General features: G+C 62.3%; 20 protein-coding genes. 10 read left to right on the forward strand and 10 right to left on the reverse strand.

The genetic code is table 11. The annotated features are described in order from the left end of the window. Positions 1 to 2: 2 nt before the first annotated feature. From era to rpoZ, 7 genes are all read right to left on the reverse strand, one after another. Positions 3 to 932, reverse strand: a complete 930-nt coding sequence (era, locus tag ACN0TK_RS13415) for a GTPase Era (RefSeq protein WP_417310012.1) — start codon at positions 930 to 932, stop codon at positions 3 to 5. Continuing rightward, positions 929 to 1,633, reverse strand: coding sequence for a ribonuclease III (gene rnc, locus ACN0TK_RS13420; protein WP_417310013.1), 705 nt, complete (start codon positions 1,631 to 1,633; stop codon positions 929 to 931). Before rnc ends, era begins: the two co-directional genes overlap by 4 nt. Then, positions 1,633 to 2,385 carry a signal peptidase I gene (gene lepB / locus ACN0TK_RS13425; protein ID WP_417310014.1) on the reverse strand — a complete coding sequence of 251 codons (753 nt, stop codon included), beginning with the start codon at positions 2,383 to 2,385 and terminating at the stop codon, positions 1,633 to 1,635. The genes rnc and lepB overlap by 1 nt, the downstream gene beginning before the upstream one ends. A gap of 48 nt (positions 2,386 to 2,433) precedes the next feature. After that, positions 2,434 to 2,853, reverse strand: a complete 420-nt coding sequence (gene acpS / locus ACN0TK_RS13430) for a holo-ACP synthase (RefSeq protein ID WP_417310015.1) — start codon at positions 2,851 to 2,853, stop codon at positions 2,434 to 2,436. A gap of 4 nt (positions 2,854 to 2,857) precedes the next feature. Further along, positions 2,858 to 3,442: an orotate phosphoribosyltransferase gene (gene pyrE / locus ACN0TK_RS13435; protein WP_417310016.1), complete on the reverse strand. Its 585-nt coding sequence runs from the start codon at positions 3,440 to 3,442 to the stop codon at positions 2,858 to 2,860. Then, entirely contained in the window at positions 3,439 to 5,712 is a 2,274-nt protein-coding gene (locus ACN0TK_RS13440) for a RelA/SpoT family protein (RefSeq protein ID WP_417310017.1), read from the reverse strand. Before ACN0TK_RS13440 ends, pyrE begins: the two co-directional genes overlap by 4 nt. 134 nt (positions 5,713 to 5,846) lie before the next feature. Next, a complete protein-coding gene (gene rpoZ / locus ACN0TK_RS13445; protein WP_417310018.1) occupies positions 5,847 to 6,218 on the reverse strand; it encodes a DNA-directed RNA polymerase subunit omega in 372 nt (123 codons plus the stop codon). Between the two features lie 257 nt (positions 6,219 to 6,475). Between rpoZ and ACN0TK_RS13450 the strand changes: the two genes are divergently transcribed. The 10 genes from ACN0TK_RS13450 (at position 6,476) to ACN0TK_RS13495 (ending at position 13,270) form a co-directional block, all read left to right on the forward strand. Then, positions 6,476 to 7,069: an NYN domain-containing protein gene (locus ACN0TK_RS13450; RefSeq protein ID WP_417310019.1), complete on the forward strand. Its 594-nt coding sequence runs from the start codon at positions 6,476 to 6,478 to the stop codon at positions 7,067 to 7,069. A gap of 43 nt (positions 7,070 to 7,112) precedes the next feature. Next, on the forward strand, positions 7,113 to 7,748 hold the full coding sequence (locus tag ACN0TK_RS13455) for a uracil-DNA glycosylase (protein ID WP_417310020.1): 636 nt from the start codon (positions 7,113 to 7,115) through the stop codon (positions 7,746 to 7,748). A 267-nt stretch (positions 7,749 to 8,015) separates the two neighbouring features. Beyond that, a complete protein-coding gene (locus ACN0TK_RS13460; RefSeq protein WP_417310021.1) occupies positions 8,016 to 8,654 on the forward strand; it encodes a 50S ribosomal protein L25/general stress protein Ctc in 639 nt (212 codons plus the stop codon). A gap of 51 nt (positions 8,655 to 8,705) precedes the next feature. Continuing rightward, positions 8,706 to 9,455: an aminoacyl-tRNA hydrolase gene (gene pth, locus ACN0TK_RS13465; protein ID WP_417310022.1), complete on the forward strand. Its 750-nt coding sequence runs from the start codon at positions 8,706 to 8,708 to the stop codon at positions 9,453 to 9,455. A gap of 136 nt (positions 9,456 to 9,591) precedes the next feature. Beyond that, positions 9,592 to 10,689 (forward strand): redox-regulated ATPase YchF, encoded by a 1,098-nt coding sequence (ychF, locus tag ACN0TK_RS13470; protein WP_417310023.1) that lies wholly within the window; start codon positions 9,592 to 9,594, stop codon positions 10,687 to 10,689. Further along, positions 10,686 to 11,312, forward strand: a complete 627-nt coding sequence (locus tag ACN0TK_RS13475) for a class I SAM-dependent methyltransferase (protein ID WP_417310024.1) — start codon at positions 10,686 to 10,688, stop codon at positions 11,310 to 11,312. The genes ychF and ACN0TK_RS13475 overlap by 4 nt, the downstream gene beginning before the upstream one ends. Positions 11,313 to 11,397: 85 nt before the next feature. After that, a complete protein-coding gene (locus ACN0TK_RS13480; protein ID WP_417310025.1) occupies positions 11,398 to 11,808 on the forward strand; it encodes a hypothetical protein in 411 nt (136 codons plus the stop codon). Between the two features lie 40 nt (positions 11,809 to 11,848). After that, entirely contained in the window at positions 11,849 to 12,346 is a 498-nt protein-coding gene (locus ACN0TK_RS13485; RefSeq protein ID WP_417310026.1) for a MaoC family dehydratase, read from the forward strand. After that, on the forward strand, positions 12,343 to 12,900 hold the full coding sequence (locus tag ACN0TK_RS13490; protein WP_417310027.1) for a MaoC family dehydratase: 558 nt from the start codon (positions 12,343 to 12,345) through the stop codon (positions 12,898 to 12,900). The genes ACN0TK_RS13485 and ACN0TK_RS13490 overlap by 4 nt, the downstream gene beginning before the upstream one ends. 7 nt (positions 12,901 to 12,907) lie before the next feature. Next, a complete protein-coding gene (locus ACN0TK_RS13495; RefSeq protein WP_417310028.1) occupies positions 12,908 to 13,270 on the forward strand; it encodes a hypothetical protein in 363 nt (120 codons plus the stop codon). Positions 13,271 to 13,295: 25 nt separating this feature from the next. On the opposite strand, the gene ACN0TK_RS13500 is transcribed toward ACN0TK_RS13495, so the two are convergent. The 3 genes from ACN0TK_RS13500 to ACN0TK_RS13510 form a co-directional block, all read right to left on the reverse strand. Beyond that, positions 13,296 to 13,826 (reverse strand): adenine phosphoribosyltransferase, encoded by a 531-nt coding sequence (locus tag ACN0TK_RS13500; protein ID WP_417310029.1) that lies wholly within the window; start codon positions 13,824 to 13,826, stop codon positions 13,296 to 13,298. A gap of 102 nt (positions 13,827 to 13,928) precedes the next feature. After that, on the reverse strand, positions 13,929 to 14,126 hold the full coding sequence (locus ACN0TK_RS13505; RefSeq protein ID WP_417310030.1) for a hypothetical protein: 198 nt from the start codon (positions 14,124 to 14,126) through the stop codon (positions 13,929 to 13,931). 181 nt (positions 14,127 to 14,307) lie between these two features. Then, on the reverse strand, positions 14,308 to 15,183 hold the full coding sequence (locus ACN0TK_RS13510; protein WP_417310075.1) for a cytochrome c1: 876 nt from the start codon (positions 15,181 to 15,183) through the stop codon (positions 14,308 to 14,310). Positions 15,184 to 15,201 lie beyond the last annotated feature (18 nt).

Raw genomic sequence — 15,201 nt, forward strand, 5'->3', positions numbered from 1 at the left:
GATTAGTGCGGGAATTCGAGACCCATTTCCTGATAGCGCTCGGGGTCATCCGCCCACTTCTGCCGTACCTTGACGAACAAGAACAGATGCACCGGCACTTCGAAGATCTCTACAAGCTCGGCCCTCGCGTCGGAGCCGATGGCCTTGACCGTCTGCCCGCCGGCGCCGAGCACGATCTTCTTGTGCGTGTCGCGCGTCACATAGATCACCTGATCGATGCGATAGGACCCGTCCTTCTGGATCGTAAACTTCTCGGTCTCGACCGTGGCATTGTAGGGGATCTCGTCGTGAATGCGCAGGAACAGCTTCTCGCGCGTCACTTCGGCCGCCGTGATCGCCATCGTCAGATCGGTCAGATGGTCCTCGGGGAAATGCCAGGGGCCCAAGGGAATGCGCTCCGATGCCCAGTCGAGCATGTCCTTGACGCCATCCCCGGTGAGCGCCGAGATCATGAAGGTCTCTTCGAACTTCACGGTGTCGTTGAGCTGCGCGGCGAGCGCCAGCAGCTTCTCGCGCTTCAGCAGATCGATCTTGTTGAGCACCAGCACCTTGTCATGCGGAATATCCGCCAGGCCCTGCAGCAGGGCTTCGACTTCGGGCGTCACACCGCGCTCGGCATCGACGATCAGCGCCACGAGGTCCGCATCGCCCGCCCCGGTCCAGGCCGCGTCCACCATCGCACGGTCGAGCCGGCGCTTGGGCGTGAAGATACCGGGCGTATCGATGAAGACCATCTGCGACAGGCCTTCGGTCACGACGCCGCGAATCTGCGCCCGCGTCGTCTGCGCCTTGTGCGTGACGATCGACACCTTGGTACCCACGAGCGAGTTGAGCAGCGTCGACTTGCCGGCATTCGGCGCACCGACCAGCGCAATGAAACCGCAGCGCGTATTCTCTGGGCTCACGAGAGCCTCGGGACTGTCATCGGTCATAGAGTTTCGCGCCAGACTTTCTCGCGGATGAGGAAGGCCTCCGCTGCCTTGTGTTCGGCCAGCTTCTTGGATGGGCCGGTCGCGGTGGTGACCGGGAAATCCTTCAACTGCACCGCAATGGTGAATTCCGGGGCATGATCAGGCCCGGTCCGCTCGACCTCGGCATAGACCGGGGGCTCGAGGCCCTTACCCTGGGCCCATTCCTGCAGCGTGGTCTTGGGATCGGCGCGGACATTACCTGCATGCCCGATCAGCTCCACGAACAGCCGCTCGACCACTTCATAGGCCTTGCCGAGACCACCATCACAGAAGATCGCGCCGATCACCGCCTCGGTGATGTCGCCCAGAATGGCGTCCTTGTTGGCACCGCCCGTCCGCGCTTCGCTCTCGCCGAGGTGCATTTCCGAGCCGAGATCGAGCTGCCGGGCCACGGCCGCGCAGGTTTCCTTGCGCACGAGGGAATTGAGCGAACGGCTGAGCTCGCCTTCATTGGCCTTCGGCATCCGCCGATACAGCAGATCGGCGACCACCAGCCCCAGCACTCGGTCCCCCAGAAACTCCAGACGCTGATAGGAGTTCTCGACGCGCTTACCCGGCGAAATGGCACTCGAATGCGTCAGCGCACGGGTCAGCAGATCCGGGTCGGCAAACCGATAGCCGAGCCGTGCTTCCAGCTTTTCGTGCCCGCGTTTCTTGCTCATTAGTCTACGGCTTGGAACATGCGATCCCAGCGCACGTTCTCGGGCCATTCCCAGAGTTTCCATGGCGCGATGTTGTCGGCGATCGAGAAGAACCGGCCTTCCGCCTTGCCGATAAAATTGGCGAACGGCACGTAACCCACCTGGCTCAGCACCCGGCTGTCAGCCGAGCGATCCCGGTTGTCGCCCATCATGAAGTAGTGCCCGGGCGGGACGGTGTAGGGACCGGCGTTGTCCAGCGGCTGATTGTCGGAAATTTCCTGGATCGTATGGGTCACGCCATTGGGCAGCGTCTCGGTATAAACGGTCACCGGCACGACATTGCCATAGCTATCCTTGTCCATGGCCGTGCCCATTTCAGTGCGCTCGACCATGACGTCGTTGATATACAGCCGGCCATCGCGGGTTTCGATCGTATCACCGCCCAGTCCGATGACGCGCTTAATATAGTCCTCGTTGGTCACTTCGTTGCGGAACACCGCAACGTCGCCGCGCTCAGGCGTGCCGCCGAGCAGCCGGCCGTTCATCGGCACCGGCAGCGGAAACGAGTACTTGCCGTAGCCCCAGACCCATTTGTTGGCGACGAAATAGTCGCCGATCATCAGCGTCGACTGCATCGAGGCGGTCGGAATCGAGAACGGCTGATAAAGGAAAGTGCGAAACACCAGCGCAATGACCAGCGCCTCGACGATGACGATGATCGTCTCGACGAGTTCGTTCTTTTGCTTGCCCGGTTTGGCCTCGGCTTTTGACATGGATTGGCTCATTTTTGCCTCGGCCCATAGCGGGCGGGTACTTGGTGGTTACGAGACCGTCGACGCTTGGTCAACTGGTAGCGCCTCGATGATGACGAAGGCCTGGGCCATTCCGTTGTCATCGGTGATAGACACATGAATGACGGGCCGGTGCCCGGCAGGAATGAGCCGCGCCAGCACACGCTCAGCGCCATTCGTCAGTTTCATGGTCGGCTTGCCTGATGGCAGGTTCACCACGCCCATGTCGCGCCAATAAACGCCGAAACTAAGGCCGGTGCCGAGCGCCTTGGCGCAGGCTTCCTTCGCCGCAAACCGCTTGGCGTAAGACGCCGCCCTCAGCTTGCGCCGGTCCGACTTGGTGCGCTCGATCTCGGTAAAACAGCGCTGCGTGAACCGCTCGCCATAGCGCGCCAGCGTCTTCTCGACACGCTTGATCTCGCACAGGTCGTTCCCCAGCCCGATGATCATCGCGTCATGCCAGTCCGCGCGAGCCGGGCTTGACCGCCGGCAGTGCCGCGAGCTCAGGCGGCAGAGCATCGGCTGGATATGCGGGCACCTTGTACTGGGTCAGCGACACCAGCGGCACGCCGACATCAGCTTCGCCACCCGAGCGATCGATCAGGCAGGCCGCCGCGACCACGTCAGCCCCGGTCGAACGGATAGCCGCGACGCATTCGCGGATCGACAGCCCGGTCGAAACGATGTCCTCGACAATGATCACCTTCTCGCCCTGAGCCAGTTCGAACCCGCGCCGCAGCTCAAACTCGCCCTGCACCCGCTCGGTGTAGATTGCCGGCACCCCGAGATGCCGCGCCGTCTCATATCCGGGGATGATGCCACCAACGGCTGGCGAAACGATCTTGCTGATGTCGCCATAGCCGGCCGCGCGAATCTGCTCCGCCAGCGCTCGGCACATCTTCTCGGCCTTCTCCGGGTGCATGAAGACACGCGCCTTTTGCAGAAAGATCGGCGACCGCAATCCGGAGGACAGAATGAAATGGCCTTCCAGCAGCGCTCCACTTTCACGAAACAATTGCAGCACGTCGTCCTGCGTCACGCCGGTTCCTCCTCGGGTTGGGTCTTGGTCCATTCGAGCCGATCGAGCGAACGCGCTTCGGCCACCCCTGCCCTGTGCACGTCGGAAATGCCGCTGGCAAGCTTTAGCGAATTGAGCACGTCGGTCAGCTGCGCCAGATCACGCACTTCGATGTGGAAAATGAACTTGTGAAAGTCCGGCGACTCCATGCGCATCGACAGATTATGGACATTGGCCTCGCATGCGGCAATCACCGCAGCGATTTGCGCCAGCGCGCCCGGCTGGTTCCGCGCCTGCATCGAGATCACCGTGGGGTAGAAGACATCGTCGTTCCGGCCAGCATCCCAGCGCACATCAATCCATGCGACGTCCAGGTCGTACAGATCCGCCAGGGAATCCGAATGGATCGGATAGATTGTGATCGGCCCGTCGGGCACCATGATGCCCAGCAACCGATCGCCGGGCACTACGCCCTCTTCAGACAAGACAACAGCCGTGTTGAAGTTGAGCTGCGTCAGCGCTTCCTTGGCGCACGGGCCAGATCGCGGATTACCCGGCACCCGGAAGCGGAACTGATCGGTCGCCCGCAGCGCAAACCAGCCCTCCGCCTTGTCGGGCGCCGGCATATCGAGCTTCTTGCGGCGGCGTTTGATGCCGCGTGCCTCAAGCATCTGCGTACCGATGTCGTCTGCGCTGATCTTGCCCTCACCGAGCGCGATAAGCAGCTCACGTTTGCCTGGTAGACCGAAGTGATCGGCGAAATCCTGGTAGTTCTGATCATCCAGATCGGCGTTCTCCCGATCGGCGACCATGGAGATCATGTGTTCACCCAGCGCATGGGCGCGCTGCTGCGCCGCCTGACGCACGGCACGCCGAATCGCCGACCGCGCCTTACCCGTCGCGGCGATGGTCTCCCAGTTCAATGGCGGCAGGTGGTTCTGGTCGCGCAGGATCTCGACCTCGTCACCTGACCGCAACTGCGTGACCAGCGGGACGATCTGACCGTTGATCTTGGCGCCGACGCAGGTGTCGCCGATATCGGTGTGCAGCGCATAGGCGAAATCGATCGGCGTCGCGCCCCGCGGCAGCGCAATCAGCCTCCCGCGCGGGGTGAAGCAGAACACCTGATCCTGAAACAGTTCGAGCTTGGTGTATTCGAGAAAATCCTCGCTCGAGGCGCCGGCCGTCAGATGCCCGATCGTCTGACGCAGCCATACGAAGGCCTTGGATTCGTTCTCGATCGTGTGAATGTCGGTGGCCCCCTCCTTGTACAGGGCGTGCGCGGCGATACCGAACTCGGCAATGCGGTGCATTTCGTCGGTGCGGATCTGCAGCTCGGCGCGCTGCCGACCCACCCCGACAATCGTCGTGTGGATCGAGCGATAGTCATTATGCTTGGGGACCGAGATGTAGTCCTTGAACCGTCCGGGCACGACCTTCCAGTTCGTATGGACGACACCCAGCGCCCGATAGCAGTCGGCAACATTGGGCACGATCACCCGGAAGCCGATCATATCGGACAGCTGTTCCAGCGCGATCTGCTTGCGCTCGATCTTGGTGAAGATCGACCAGGGCGATTTCAGCCGCGACTTCACCGTGGCATCGATCCCCTCGCCCTTGAGCTTTTCACCCAGTTCGGTGGTGATTGCATTGATCGTATCCGAAAACCCGGACTTCATCTCCGCCAGCCGGTCGGTAATGGCCGCATAATGCTCCGGCTGCATGGCACGGAACGACAGGTCCTCCAGCTCCGAGCGCATATCCTGCATGCCCATGCGACCGGCCAGCGGCGCATAGATATCCATCGTCTCCTTGGCGATCCGCCGCCGCTTTTCCGGCGCCACATAGTCGAGCGTGCGCATGTTGTGCAGCCGGTCGGCGAGCTTCACCAGCAGCACCCGCACGTCAGCGGATATGGCGAGCAGCAGCTTTCTGAGGTTCTCGGCCTGCGCCTCCTCGCGGGTCACGAGTTGCAGCCGGTCGATCTTGGTCAATCCCTCAACGATCGCCCCGATCTCAGGGCCGAACATCTGGTCGATCTCGGCCCGCGTCGCGTCCGTATCCTCGATTGTGTCGTGCAACAGGGCGACGGCGATCGAGGCATCGTCGAGCCTGAGCTCGGTCAGGATCGCCGCGACTTCAAGAGGATGATTGAAGTAGGGGTCGCCAGAGGCGCGCGTCTGCGTGCCATGCTTTTGCATGGCATAGACGTAAGCCTTGTTCAGTAGCGCTTCGTCGGTATTCGGGTTGTAGGCCTGAACCCGCTCCAGCAGTTCGTACTGACGCATCATGGAGCTAAGCGACTCCCCGGCAGCGGCGCCGATTTAGATAATCGGACAAACAAAAAAAGCGCCGGGCCGACGCCCGACGCCCACTAGCTATATAGGCTGCACGCCGCGCCGATCAATCGGCGGCGCGATACGTCTTAGTCGTCGCGACGCTCCGGCGGCGCCAAGCCCTCGATGCCACGCAGCAGTTCGTCTTCACTGATCGTGTCGAATGTGTCGCTGTCTTCGTCGGCAGTCGCGCCATCCAGCAGCGGCGCAGTGTGCTGCTCGGGCTCGTCGACCTCGACATACTTCTGCAGCGAATGGATCAGATCCTCGCGCAGGTCATCGGGAGAAATGGTGCCATCGCCGATCTCGCGCAGGGCGACGACGGGGTTCTTATCGTTGTCGCGATCAACCGTGATCTGGCCGCCAGCCGAGATCATACGGGCGCGATGCGCCGACAGCAGAACGAGGTCGAACCGGTTCTCGATCTTTTCAATGCAGTCTTCGACGGTGACGCGGGCCACGGACGTCTCCAGTACATGTGTTGGGACAAGCGGTCCTCATACACGACAGGCCCGGCAGACACAACCCGCCCTGACCAAAGGGCAGCCAAGCCGTCCACAGACGTAACCGCATGTAGCTTCCGGACCGGAACCAAATCCTTCAGGGGGGCTTTAGCCCGTATTGGCAAACGTCGAAACATCCATTAAGAGCGTTTTCAGAACTTAAGTCGGGCTTACTCGCTGTTTGTCGTTGCGGCCCATGACACGGATAAATAAAGTTGGCCGATGTTGTAGAATGCAACGATCCGGCCCGGAGAGATATTTTGTCATTCATTCCCAATGAGAAAGTCGTTCTTTTCATCGATGGCGCAAATTTATACGCTACCAGCAAGGCGATAGGCATTGATATCGACTATCGCCGGCTGCTGTCGGAATTCCAATCGAAGAGCACCCTTCTACGCGCTTATTATTACACCGCGCTGGTCGAGGATCAGGAGTACTCCTCTATTCGACCTCTGATCGACTGGCTGGACTATAATGGCTTCACGGTCGTCACGAAACCTGCCAAAGAATTCACAGACTCTTCGGGCCGGCGGAAGATAAAAGGCAACATGGATATCGAGTTGACGGTTGATGCGCTCGATATGGCCGAACACTACGACCACCTCGTGCTCTTTTCCGGCGACGGCGACTTCACTGCCCTCGTGGCTGCCTTGCAGCGCCGCGGCAAGCGGGTGACCGTGGCGTCAACACTGACCACCCCGACCCCGATGATCTCTGATGACCTGCGTCGCCAGGCGGATTTTTTCCTTGAGGTCGCCGAGCTGGCCAAGACCGTCGGACGTCCGCCGGTTGACCGCACCCCGGCATAGGGCGAAGCCTGAGACTTCCTGAGTCGCAAGCTTCTGGTCTGCCTTGTCCGTCACCAACCCACCGTATGACTGCCCGCTTTGTCCTCGGCTGGTGGACTTCCGCCAGAACAACAAGCGCACCTATCCCGACTTCTTTAATGGCCCCGTGCCCAACTGGGGTGATGCCGATGCCGGGCTGTTGATCGTCGGCTTGGCTCCCGGATTGAAGGGCGCCAACCGCACCGGCCGGCCATTTACCGGCGACTATGCCGGCGACCTGCTCTACGCCACCCTGCAAAAGTTTGGGCTCGCAGCCGGCGACTATGACAAACGCCCCGATGACACGCTGCACCTGTTGGATGTGCTGATTGCCAATGCGGTGCGGTGCGTGCCGCCCCAGAACAAGCCGACGACGACCGAGATCAAGACCTGCCGACAGTTCCTGACCGCCACGATCGCGGCAGCCCGACCCCGGGCGTTCCTGGTTCTGGGTCGCATTGCCCATGATACCCTGTTGAGTACTTTGGGCGAAAAGCGTTCCGCTTTCCCCTTCTCCCACGGGGCAGAACACACGCTTACCAGCGGCATCGTGCTTTTCGACAGCTACCACTGCTCGCGCTACAACACGAACACCGGCGTACTGACGGCAGCCATGTTCGAGGATGTGGTTGGCAGCGCCGCGGCCCTGGTCAAGCGCTGAGTTAAGCGTACCGCCTCCACTCACCTCTGCTCTGATCTGATCTGCTCCGATCTGCGCGAAAGGTCCAACGCGGGACATCATGGTTAACAAGGTGTTGACGCGCAGATGAAAGCCGCCCCAAAGCCCGGCGCGAATACGTTGTATCTCTTGCCCGCTGCGCGGCTTTCGACTATAGCCCAGCGCCATGAAGCGCCTGTCACCCCTGGAGGATGGGCGCGCGGGCTATGATCTGCATGGCTCGCACACAACCCATGAATGGAACATTCAATGGCGACTGCAACGACCGAGCTGAAGGCTCAGGCGCGCAGCGGAGTGGGCAAGGGGGCCGCTCGTGCTCTGCGTCGTGAGGGGCTCATCCCCGCCGTGATCTACGGCGACAAGAAATCTCCCCTGCCGATCTCCATCTCCTACAACGAGGCGATGAAGCGGATTTATTCCGGTGGTTTCCTGTCCCACACGCTGACCATTAATGTGGACGGCGAAAAGCACAACGTGATCCCGCGCGACTACCAGCTCGATCCCGTCAAAGACAAGGCGATGCACATCGACTTCCTGCGCGTCGGCAAGGGCTCGAAGATCAACGTCCAGGTGCCCGTCCACTTCATCAATGAAGAAGACAGCCCCGGCATCAAGCGCGGCGGTGTGCTCAACATCGTGCACCACACGCTGGATCTGACCGTTTCTGCCAACAACATCCCGGAAGCGGTGGAAGTCGACCTCACCGGCCTTGATGTCGGCGAGACGATCCACATGTCCGCCATCAAGCTGCCGGCTGGTGTCGAAGACCACAGCCAAGAGGAAGATGCGACCGTTGCGACCATCGTCGCGCCGTCGGGTCTGCGTTCGGAAGAAGCCTCGGAAGAGTCCGCCTCTGAGGAAGAAACTGACGACGACGCTTCGGAATGATCTTTTGGGACGGGCCCCGGCCCGTCCCTCACTGTCCTCGGGAGACAGCCGATGCATCTCATCGTCGGCCTCGGCAATCCGGGGAACAAATACGCGGGCAACCGCCACAATATCGGCTTCATGGCGATCGACGCGATCGCCCGCCGGCATAACTTCCCGAACTTCCGCGAGAAATTCCAGGGCCTGATTTCAGAGGGCACGATCGGCGACGACAAGGTGTTGCTGCTCAAGCCGCAGACCTTCATGAATTCGTCCGGCGACAGCGTGCAGCTGGTGGCGCGCTTCTACAAGCTCGATGCCACCGATATCACGGTACTCTATGACGAGATCGACCTGACGCCCGGCAAGGTGCGGGTCAAGATCGGCGGCGGCAATGGCGGCCACAACGGACTGCGTTCCATCGATCCGCAGATCGGCACCGGCTATCGCCGCGTCCGCCTCGGCGTCGGCCACCCGGGTCACAAGGACCTGGTGATGCGTCACGTGCTGGGCGACTTCGCCAAGTCCGAACAGGACGACTGGCTGAACCCGCTGCTCGACGCCGTCGCCGACAATGCGACGATGATCGTCAAAGGCGATGACAACGGCCTGATGAACAAGCTGGCCCTGGCGGTCAACGGCGATGGCGCCGAGCGCCCCGCGCGCCCGCAGACGGCCGATCCCGCCCGGCCCAAGGCCAAGCCGCAAAGCCACATCCGCGCGGCGCGCCCCAAGACGGCGCAAGCCAAGGTGCCCACCAGCGGCCCCATGGCCGACATGCTGAAAAAGCTCTTCAAAAAGGATGGCGACGGCGGCAGCTGACCAGTGTTGCCGCCCGTGCCGATTTCGTGCTGCACCAGCTGGCCGAAGGGTCACCAGGCTGAAAGCTCTGACCCTAGCGCATTGACATCGGCGCCGCTTCCCCCGATGTGAAGGCCAACAAATTTCGGAGACGACCATGGGTTTCAAGATGGGCATCGTCGGCCTGCCGAACGTCGGCAAGTCGACCCTTTTCAACGCCCTCACCCGCACTGCCGCAGCGCAGGCGGCCAACTTCCCCTTCTGCACCATCGAGCCGAATATCGGTGAGGTGGCGGTGCCGGATCCGCGACTCTACAAGCTGGCCGAGATCGGCAAGTCGATCAATATCCAGCCCGCCCGCATGAGCTTTGTCGACATCGCCGGCCTGGTGAAGGGCGCGTCGAAGGGCGAAGGGCTCGGCAACCAGTTCCTCGCCAATATCCGCGAATGCGACGCCATCGCCTATGTGCTGCGCTGCTTTGAAGACGGCAATGTCATCCACGTTGCCAACCGCGTCGACCCGCTGGCCGATGCCGAGGTGGTCGAGACCGAGCTGATGCTGGCCGACCTCGAAAGCCTCGAGCGGCGCCGCAGCGGTGTCGAGAAAAAGGCCAAGCAGAACGACAAGGACGCCAAGCTGACGCTCGACCTGATCGACCGTTCGCTGGCTTTGCTGCGCGAGGGCAAATCGGCCCGCTTCGTCAAGCGTGACGCCGAGGAAGAAAAGGCCTTCCAGGAACTGCAGCTGCTCACCTCCAAGCCGGCGCTCTATGTCTGCAATGTCGATGAAGGCTCCGCCGCGACCGGCAACGCCATGAGCAAGCAGGTCGAAGACTATGCCAGCCAGCACGAGGCAGGCGTGGTGGTCATCTCGGCCGAAATCGAATCCCAGCTGGCGCAGCTGCCGGATGACGAGGGCGCCGAGTATCTCGAGTCGCTCGGGCTCGAAGAGGCCGGCCTCAACCGGTTGATCCGGGAAGCCTATGCGCTGCTGGGCCTGCAGACCTATTTCACGGTCGGCCCCAAGGAATCGCGCGCCTGGACCATCCACAAGGGCGACAAGGCCCCGGCCGCCGCCGGTGTCATCCACACCGATTTCGAGCGTGGCTTCATCCGCGCCCAGACCATCGCCTATGATGACTTCGTGACCCTCGGCGGTGAAGTCCCGGCGAAGGAAGCTGGCAAGGCACGCGACGAAGGCAAGGAATATGTCGTCAAGGATGGCGACGTGATGCTGTTCAAGTTCAACACTTGAGCGACCGGCCCGACGCCGAAACCATCGTCCGCACCCATCTGAAACCCCGGCCGCTACCGAGCCTGCCGGGGCTTTCCGCCTATCTCGCCCATTCGGGCAGCCGGCTGAGCCGTCTAGAGCGCGATGAGGCGCCCTACTGGGCCTATGCCTGGGCCGGCGGTCTCGCCCTGGCACTCTACGTTCAGGATCACCCGGAAACCGTTGCCGGCAAAGCCGTACTGGACTTCGGCTCCGGCTGCGGCCTGGTCGGGATCTCAGCAGCAAAAGCGGGCGCCGCGAAGGTCTATGCCACCGACCTCGATCCTCTCGCCATCGCCGCCACGACGCTGAACGCCGAACTGAACGGCGTTGCCATCACCGTGCTGGATCCAGCCGACCCGCTGCCGCGCCTCGATCTGGTGCTGGCCGGCGACGTTCACTACCACCCCGATGTCGCGACCACGGCCACCGCTGCACTCGATGGCTTCCTCGCACAAGGCATCGAAGTGCTGGTCGGCGATCCACATCGTGCCGACCTGCCCCAGCACCGCCTGTGCGCGATTGCCGACCTCGATGTTCCCGATTTCGGCGCCCCCGGCGGCACAACGGGCCATGCATCTGTATTTTCGCTGATACCCGCCTAAAGCGTTATTGCGGCACCCGACATCGGTGCCTTATAGCCTGCGAATATTCGCGCCGACCGTCTTCAGATTCTATTGGATAGTATTGATGTCGTTCTTTGCCATGTGGGGCGCCGCGATTGCCGGCTTTTTTTCCGCGCCCGCCAACCTGTTCACCGGTGACACCGGCTTCCTTCCAATCCTGGCCAGCGCTGGTCTTTTGCTCGGCATCGTCGGCCTCCTACTGTCCATCCTCTGGCGCGAAGTGAAGGCGCTCTGGATGGTGCCGCTGGCGATACTGGCGTCGCTCGCCCCGTTCATCCTTGGCGCCGCCTACAGCGTTCTCGCCATGGTCGGCGTGGCCTTCCTGCTGCTGATGTGCGTGGTGATGATGCCGATCGTCTTCACGCTGATTGCCCATGACGCGAGCCGGCGGCTGCCGATCTGGCTCCTGGCCGGTTTCGTCACCAGCCTCGCCATCGTCACCGCCTTGTCGCCCCTGCCCGTTCCCGCCGCCTGACGCTTGCAGGATCGGGATTGGTTGACCTATACGTCAACCAATGTCCAATCCCGTCACCGCAGACCGCCGCCATTTCGAGGACCTTGCCATCGACGAGGTGATCACGCTCGGCCGCGTCACCGTGACCAAACGGATGATCATCGACTTCGCCACGGAGTTCGACCCCCTGCCCTTTCACCTCGACGAAGCCGCTGCCCGCAAGTCGCTGCTGGGCGGGCTGGCAGCATCAGGCTGGCAGACGGCCGGATTGAGCCTCAAACTGCTGGTCGAGGCCTTTCTGTCGAAAGTGGCCTCCGGTGGCGGCCTCGGCTTTTCCGATCTGAAATGGCGCCGCCCGGTGATGAAGGGCGACTCGATTACCGGCACGGTGACGATCTCTGCGCTGCGCCGCTCGCGATCCCATCCCGAGCGCGGCATCGTCACGCTCGATTTCGACATCCGCAATCAAAAGGAGCTCCCCGTGATGACCATGCGCCTCGCCAATCTGGTCGAGTTGCGTGATCCTACCGCGCCTTTTGCAGACGGGGATAAGTCATGACCCGCTGGTTCGAGAACATCACCTTGGGCGAACGCTTTCCGCTCGGAGACCACACCTTCACCGAGGACGAGATCATCCGCTTCGGCCAGCGCTATGATCCACAGTACTTTCACCTCGACGCCGACGGCGCCCGGCAGAGCCATTTCGGCGGGTTGATCGCCTCGGGCTGGCACACGGTGGTGATCGGTCATCGCAAGATGGTGGACGCGCTGGAGGCAGAAGAGCTGCGCCTGCGCACACTCGGTGAAGAACCCGGCGTCTCCGGCCCCTCGCCCGGCGTCAACAGCATGGTCTTCAAGGCCCCGGTGCGCCCCGGCGACACGGTGAGCTACAGCCTCACAGTCACCGACAAGCGACCGTCCAACTCGATTCCCGGCTGGGGCCTGCTGTTCAACACCATCGACGCGGTCAACCAGCGCGGCGAAGAGGTCTATCGCGCCGAGCTCGTGGGCTTTTCAAAGCTGCGCGATTATCGCATGCCATGGCGCCTGCGGCTTCTCGGGGCGTTGACCCGCCTGCCCGTATTGGGGAAGTTGCTCACCCAACGGAGGTGACTCGTTTATGCGCCTGTTCAAGATTTTCGCCGTCATGGCCCTGTGCGCCACACCGGCCGCCGCCCAGTCGCTGAGCGGCGTCGGCGTTGAAGGCAACTGGGGCTGCCGCGCCCTCATCGATGGCACCCGTGCCGGACTGCTGACCATCTATGCCGGCAGCTACGGCTATGCGTCGGCCAATTTCGGCTCCTCTGCCTCAGGCACCGGAACCGCTGAAATGGCCAGCAATGGCGTGACCTTCCTGACCGGCAATCTGGTCGAGGGCGCCGGCATCGTCACCGCAATTCTAGGCTTCGACGAGGCCGGGCAGGACGTGCTGCAGCTCTATACGACCGAAAAGAACGTATTGACCTGCCACGTGCGCAACTAGCACGCCCGCGGGCATCTGAGAGGCGCTAGTGCCCCTCGAAATCGATCAGCTTGAAGAGTTCGACATCGATCTCTTTCAGCTTGGCCGAGCCGGGCAGATCGACGAGGTCGATGACGAAGCCTGCGTGCTTGACTTCGGCCCCGGTGCGTCGAATGAGCCCGACGGCCGCCAGGGCGGTTCCGCCGGTCGCGACCAGATCATCGATCAGCAACACCTTGTCGCCCGGGCCCACCACGTCGGCATGGATCTCGATGGTATCCACGCCGTACTCCAGCGCATAATTCTGTCCGATGGTTTCGCCCGGCAGCTTGCCGTGCTTGCGCACCGGCACGAAGCCGACGCCCAGCGCGATGGCGACGCCTGCCCCGAAAATGAAGCCGCGTGCCTCGATACCGGCGACATGGGTAATGCCCAGCCCGCGATGCGCTTCGGCCAGCCGCTCGACGCTTTCCCGAAACCCGTCGGGGTGTTCGATCAGCGTGGTGATGTCGCGAAAGATGATGCCCTTCTTGGGATAGTCGGGGATCGAGCGGACGAGGGATTTGAGATCAAGCATGACGCATCCGGCCGTTAGCAAACGCGCGGAGGGAACCGGAGAACCACGGCGGGGTCAAGCCTTTGCGAAAGCTTTGTGCTCCCTGCCCGCGACGGGCTGGGGCTAGCGCCCCTTGACGATCCGCCGCGCGACGACACCTGCGCCATAGGCAGCGCCGAGCGTCAGATCACGCGCCTTGCCGCGAACGGCAGGATTGGCCAGCAGCGCGGGCGCCAGCGCCAGGCCGGCACGAACGGCGGGGCTCCGAAGCACAGTCCGGGCAACGGTGGCCGCTGTCGCGGCAGTGCGCAGAATCGACAAGTTGGCCTCCGGAAAACGCGAGCGGACAGACCATCGCAGCAGAAACCGGCAGGATTTTGTCGCGAGATCGCCATCAATTTGCCAGCCCGATGAACGGAAAACAACTGGCTGGATGTGTTGGCACCCCAAAATGAACAGGGGGCCGAAGCCCCCTGAACGATATCTGAACTCTGACGCGCGCCTAGTGCTCGATATTGGCCCACAGCTTGCGCTTGACGAGGTAGAGCATGCCGGCGAGCACGATGAGGAACAGGATGACCTGCAGCCCCGCCTGCTTGCGTGCCGCCAGGTGCGGCTCGGCCACCCACATCATGAAGGCCGACACGTCGGTGGAGTACTGCTCCAGCGTCTCGAGGACGGATTCGCCATCGCCCGACTCATAGGCGACGACACCATCTGCCAGCGGCGGCGCCATGCCGATCGCGTGACCCGGGTAGACGTCGTTGTAGTACTTGCCCTCGGGCAGCTCGAACGGCTTGCCCTCGTTGTTGAGCACACCCTCGGGCACTTCCTCATGATAGCCATTCAGCAGCGCATGGATGTAATCCGGGCCACCTTCGGCATAAGGCTGGAAGTAGTTGAGGATCCACCACGGGAACGGCGTCTCGATGGTGCGGGCCTTGGCGAGCACCGAGAAGTCCGGCGGCACGATGCCGCCATTGGCGTCACGGGCATCCTGATCGGAGGGGAACGGCGACGGCCAATGGTCGGCCGGCACCGCGGGGCGGCGACCGCCCTCGGCATCCGGATCGTCCACCTCGTATTCGGCGGCCAGCGCCTTCACCTGCTCTTCGGAAAAACCGGGACCGCCGTACTCGGAGAGATTACGGAAGGCCAGCAGGCGTGCCGAGTGACAGCTCGAGCAGATCTCGCGGAAGACCTGAAAGCCGCGCTGCAGCTGGTTCTGGTCATAGGTGCCGAACACGCCGGCAAAGCTCCAGTCGTGCCGTTCGACTTCGACGCTGGATTCCGCCGCCGAGGCTGTGCTCATCGCCGGAGTGATGGCCAGCAATGCGGTCATCACCAGAGCGCCGAGAAGGGATTTCTTGTTGAACATCTTCACTTCGGCCCCGGG

The sequence above is a fragment of the Devosia sp. genome, assembly GCF_048261455.1.
GTDB lineage: Bacteria > Pseudomonadota > Alphaproteobacteria > Rhizobiales > Devosiaceae > Devosia_A.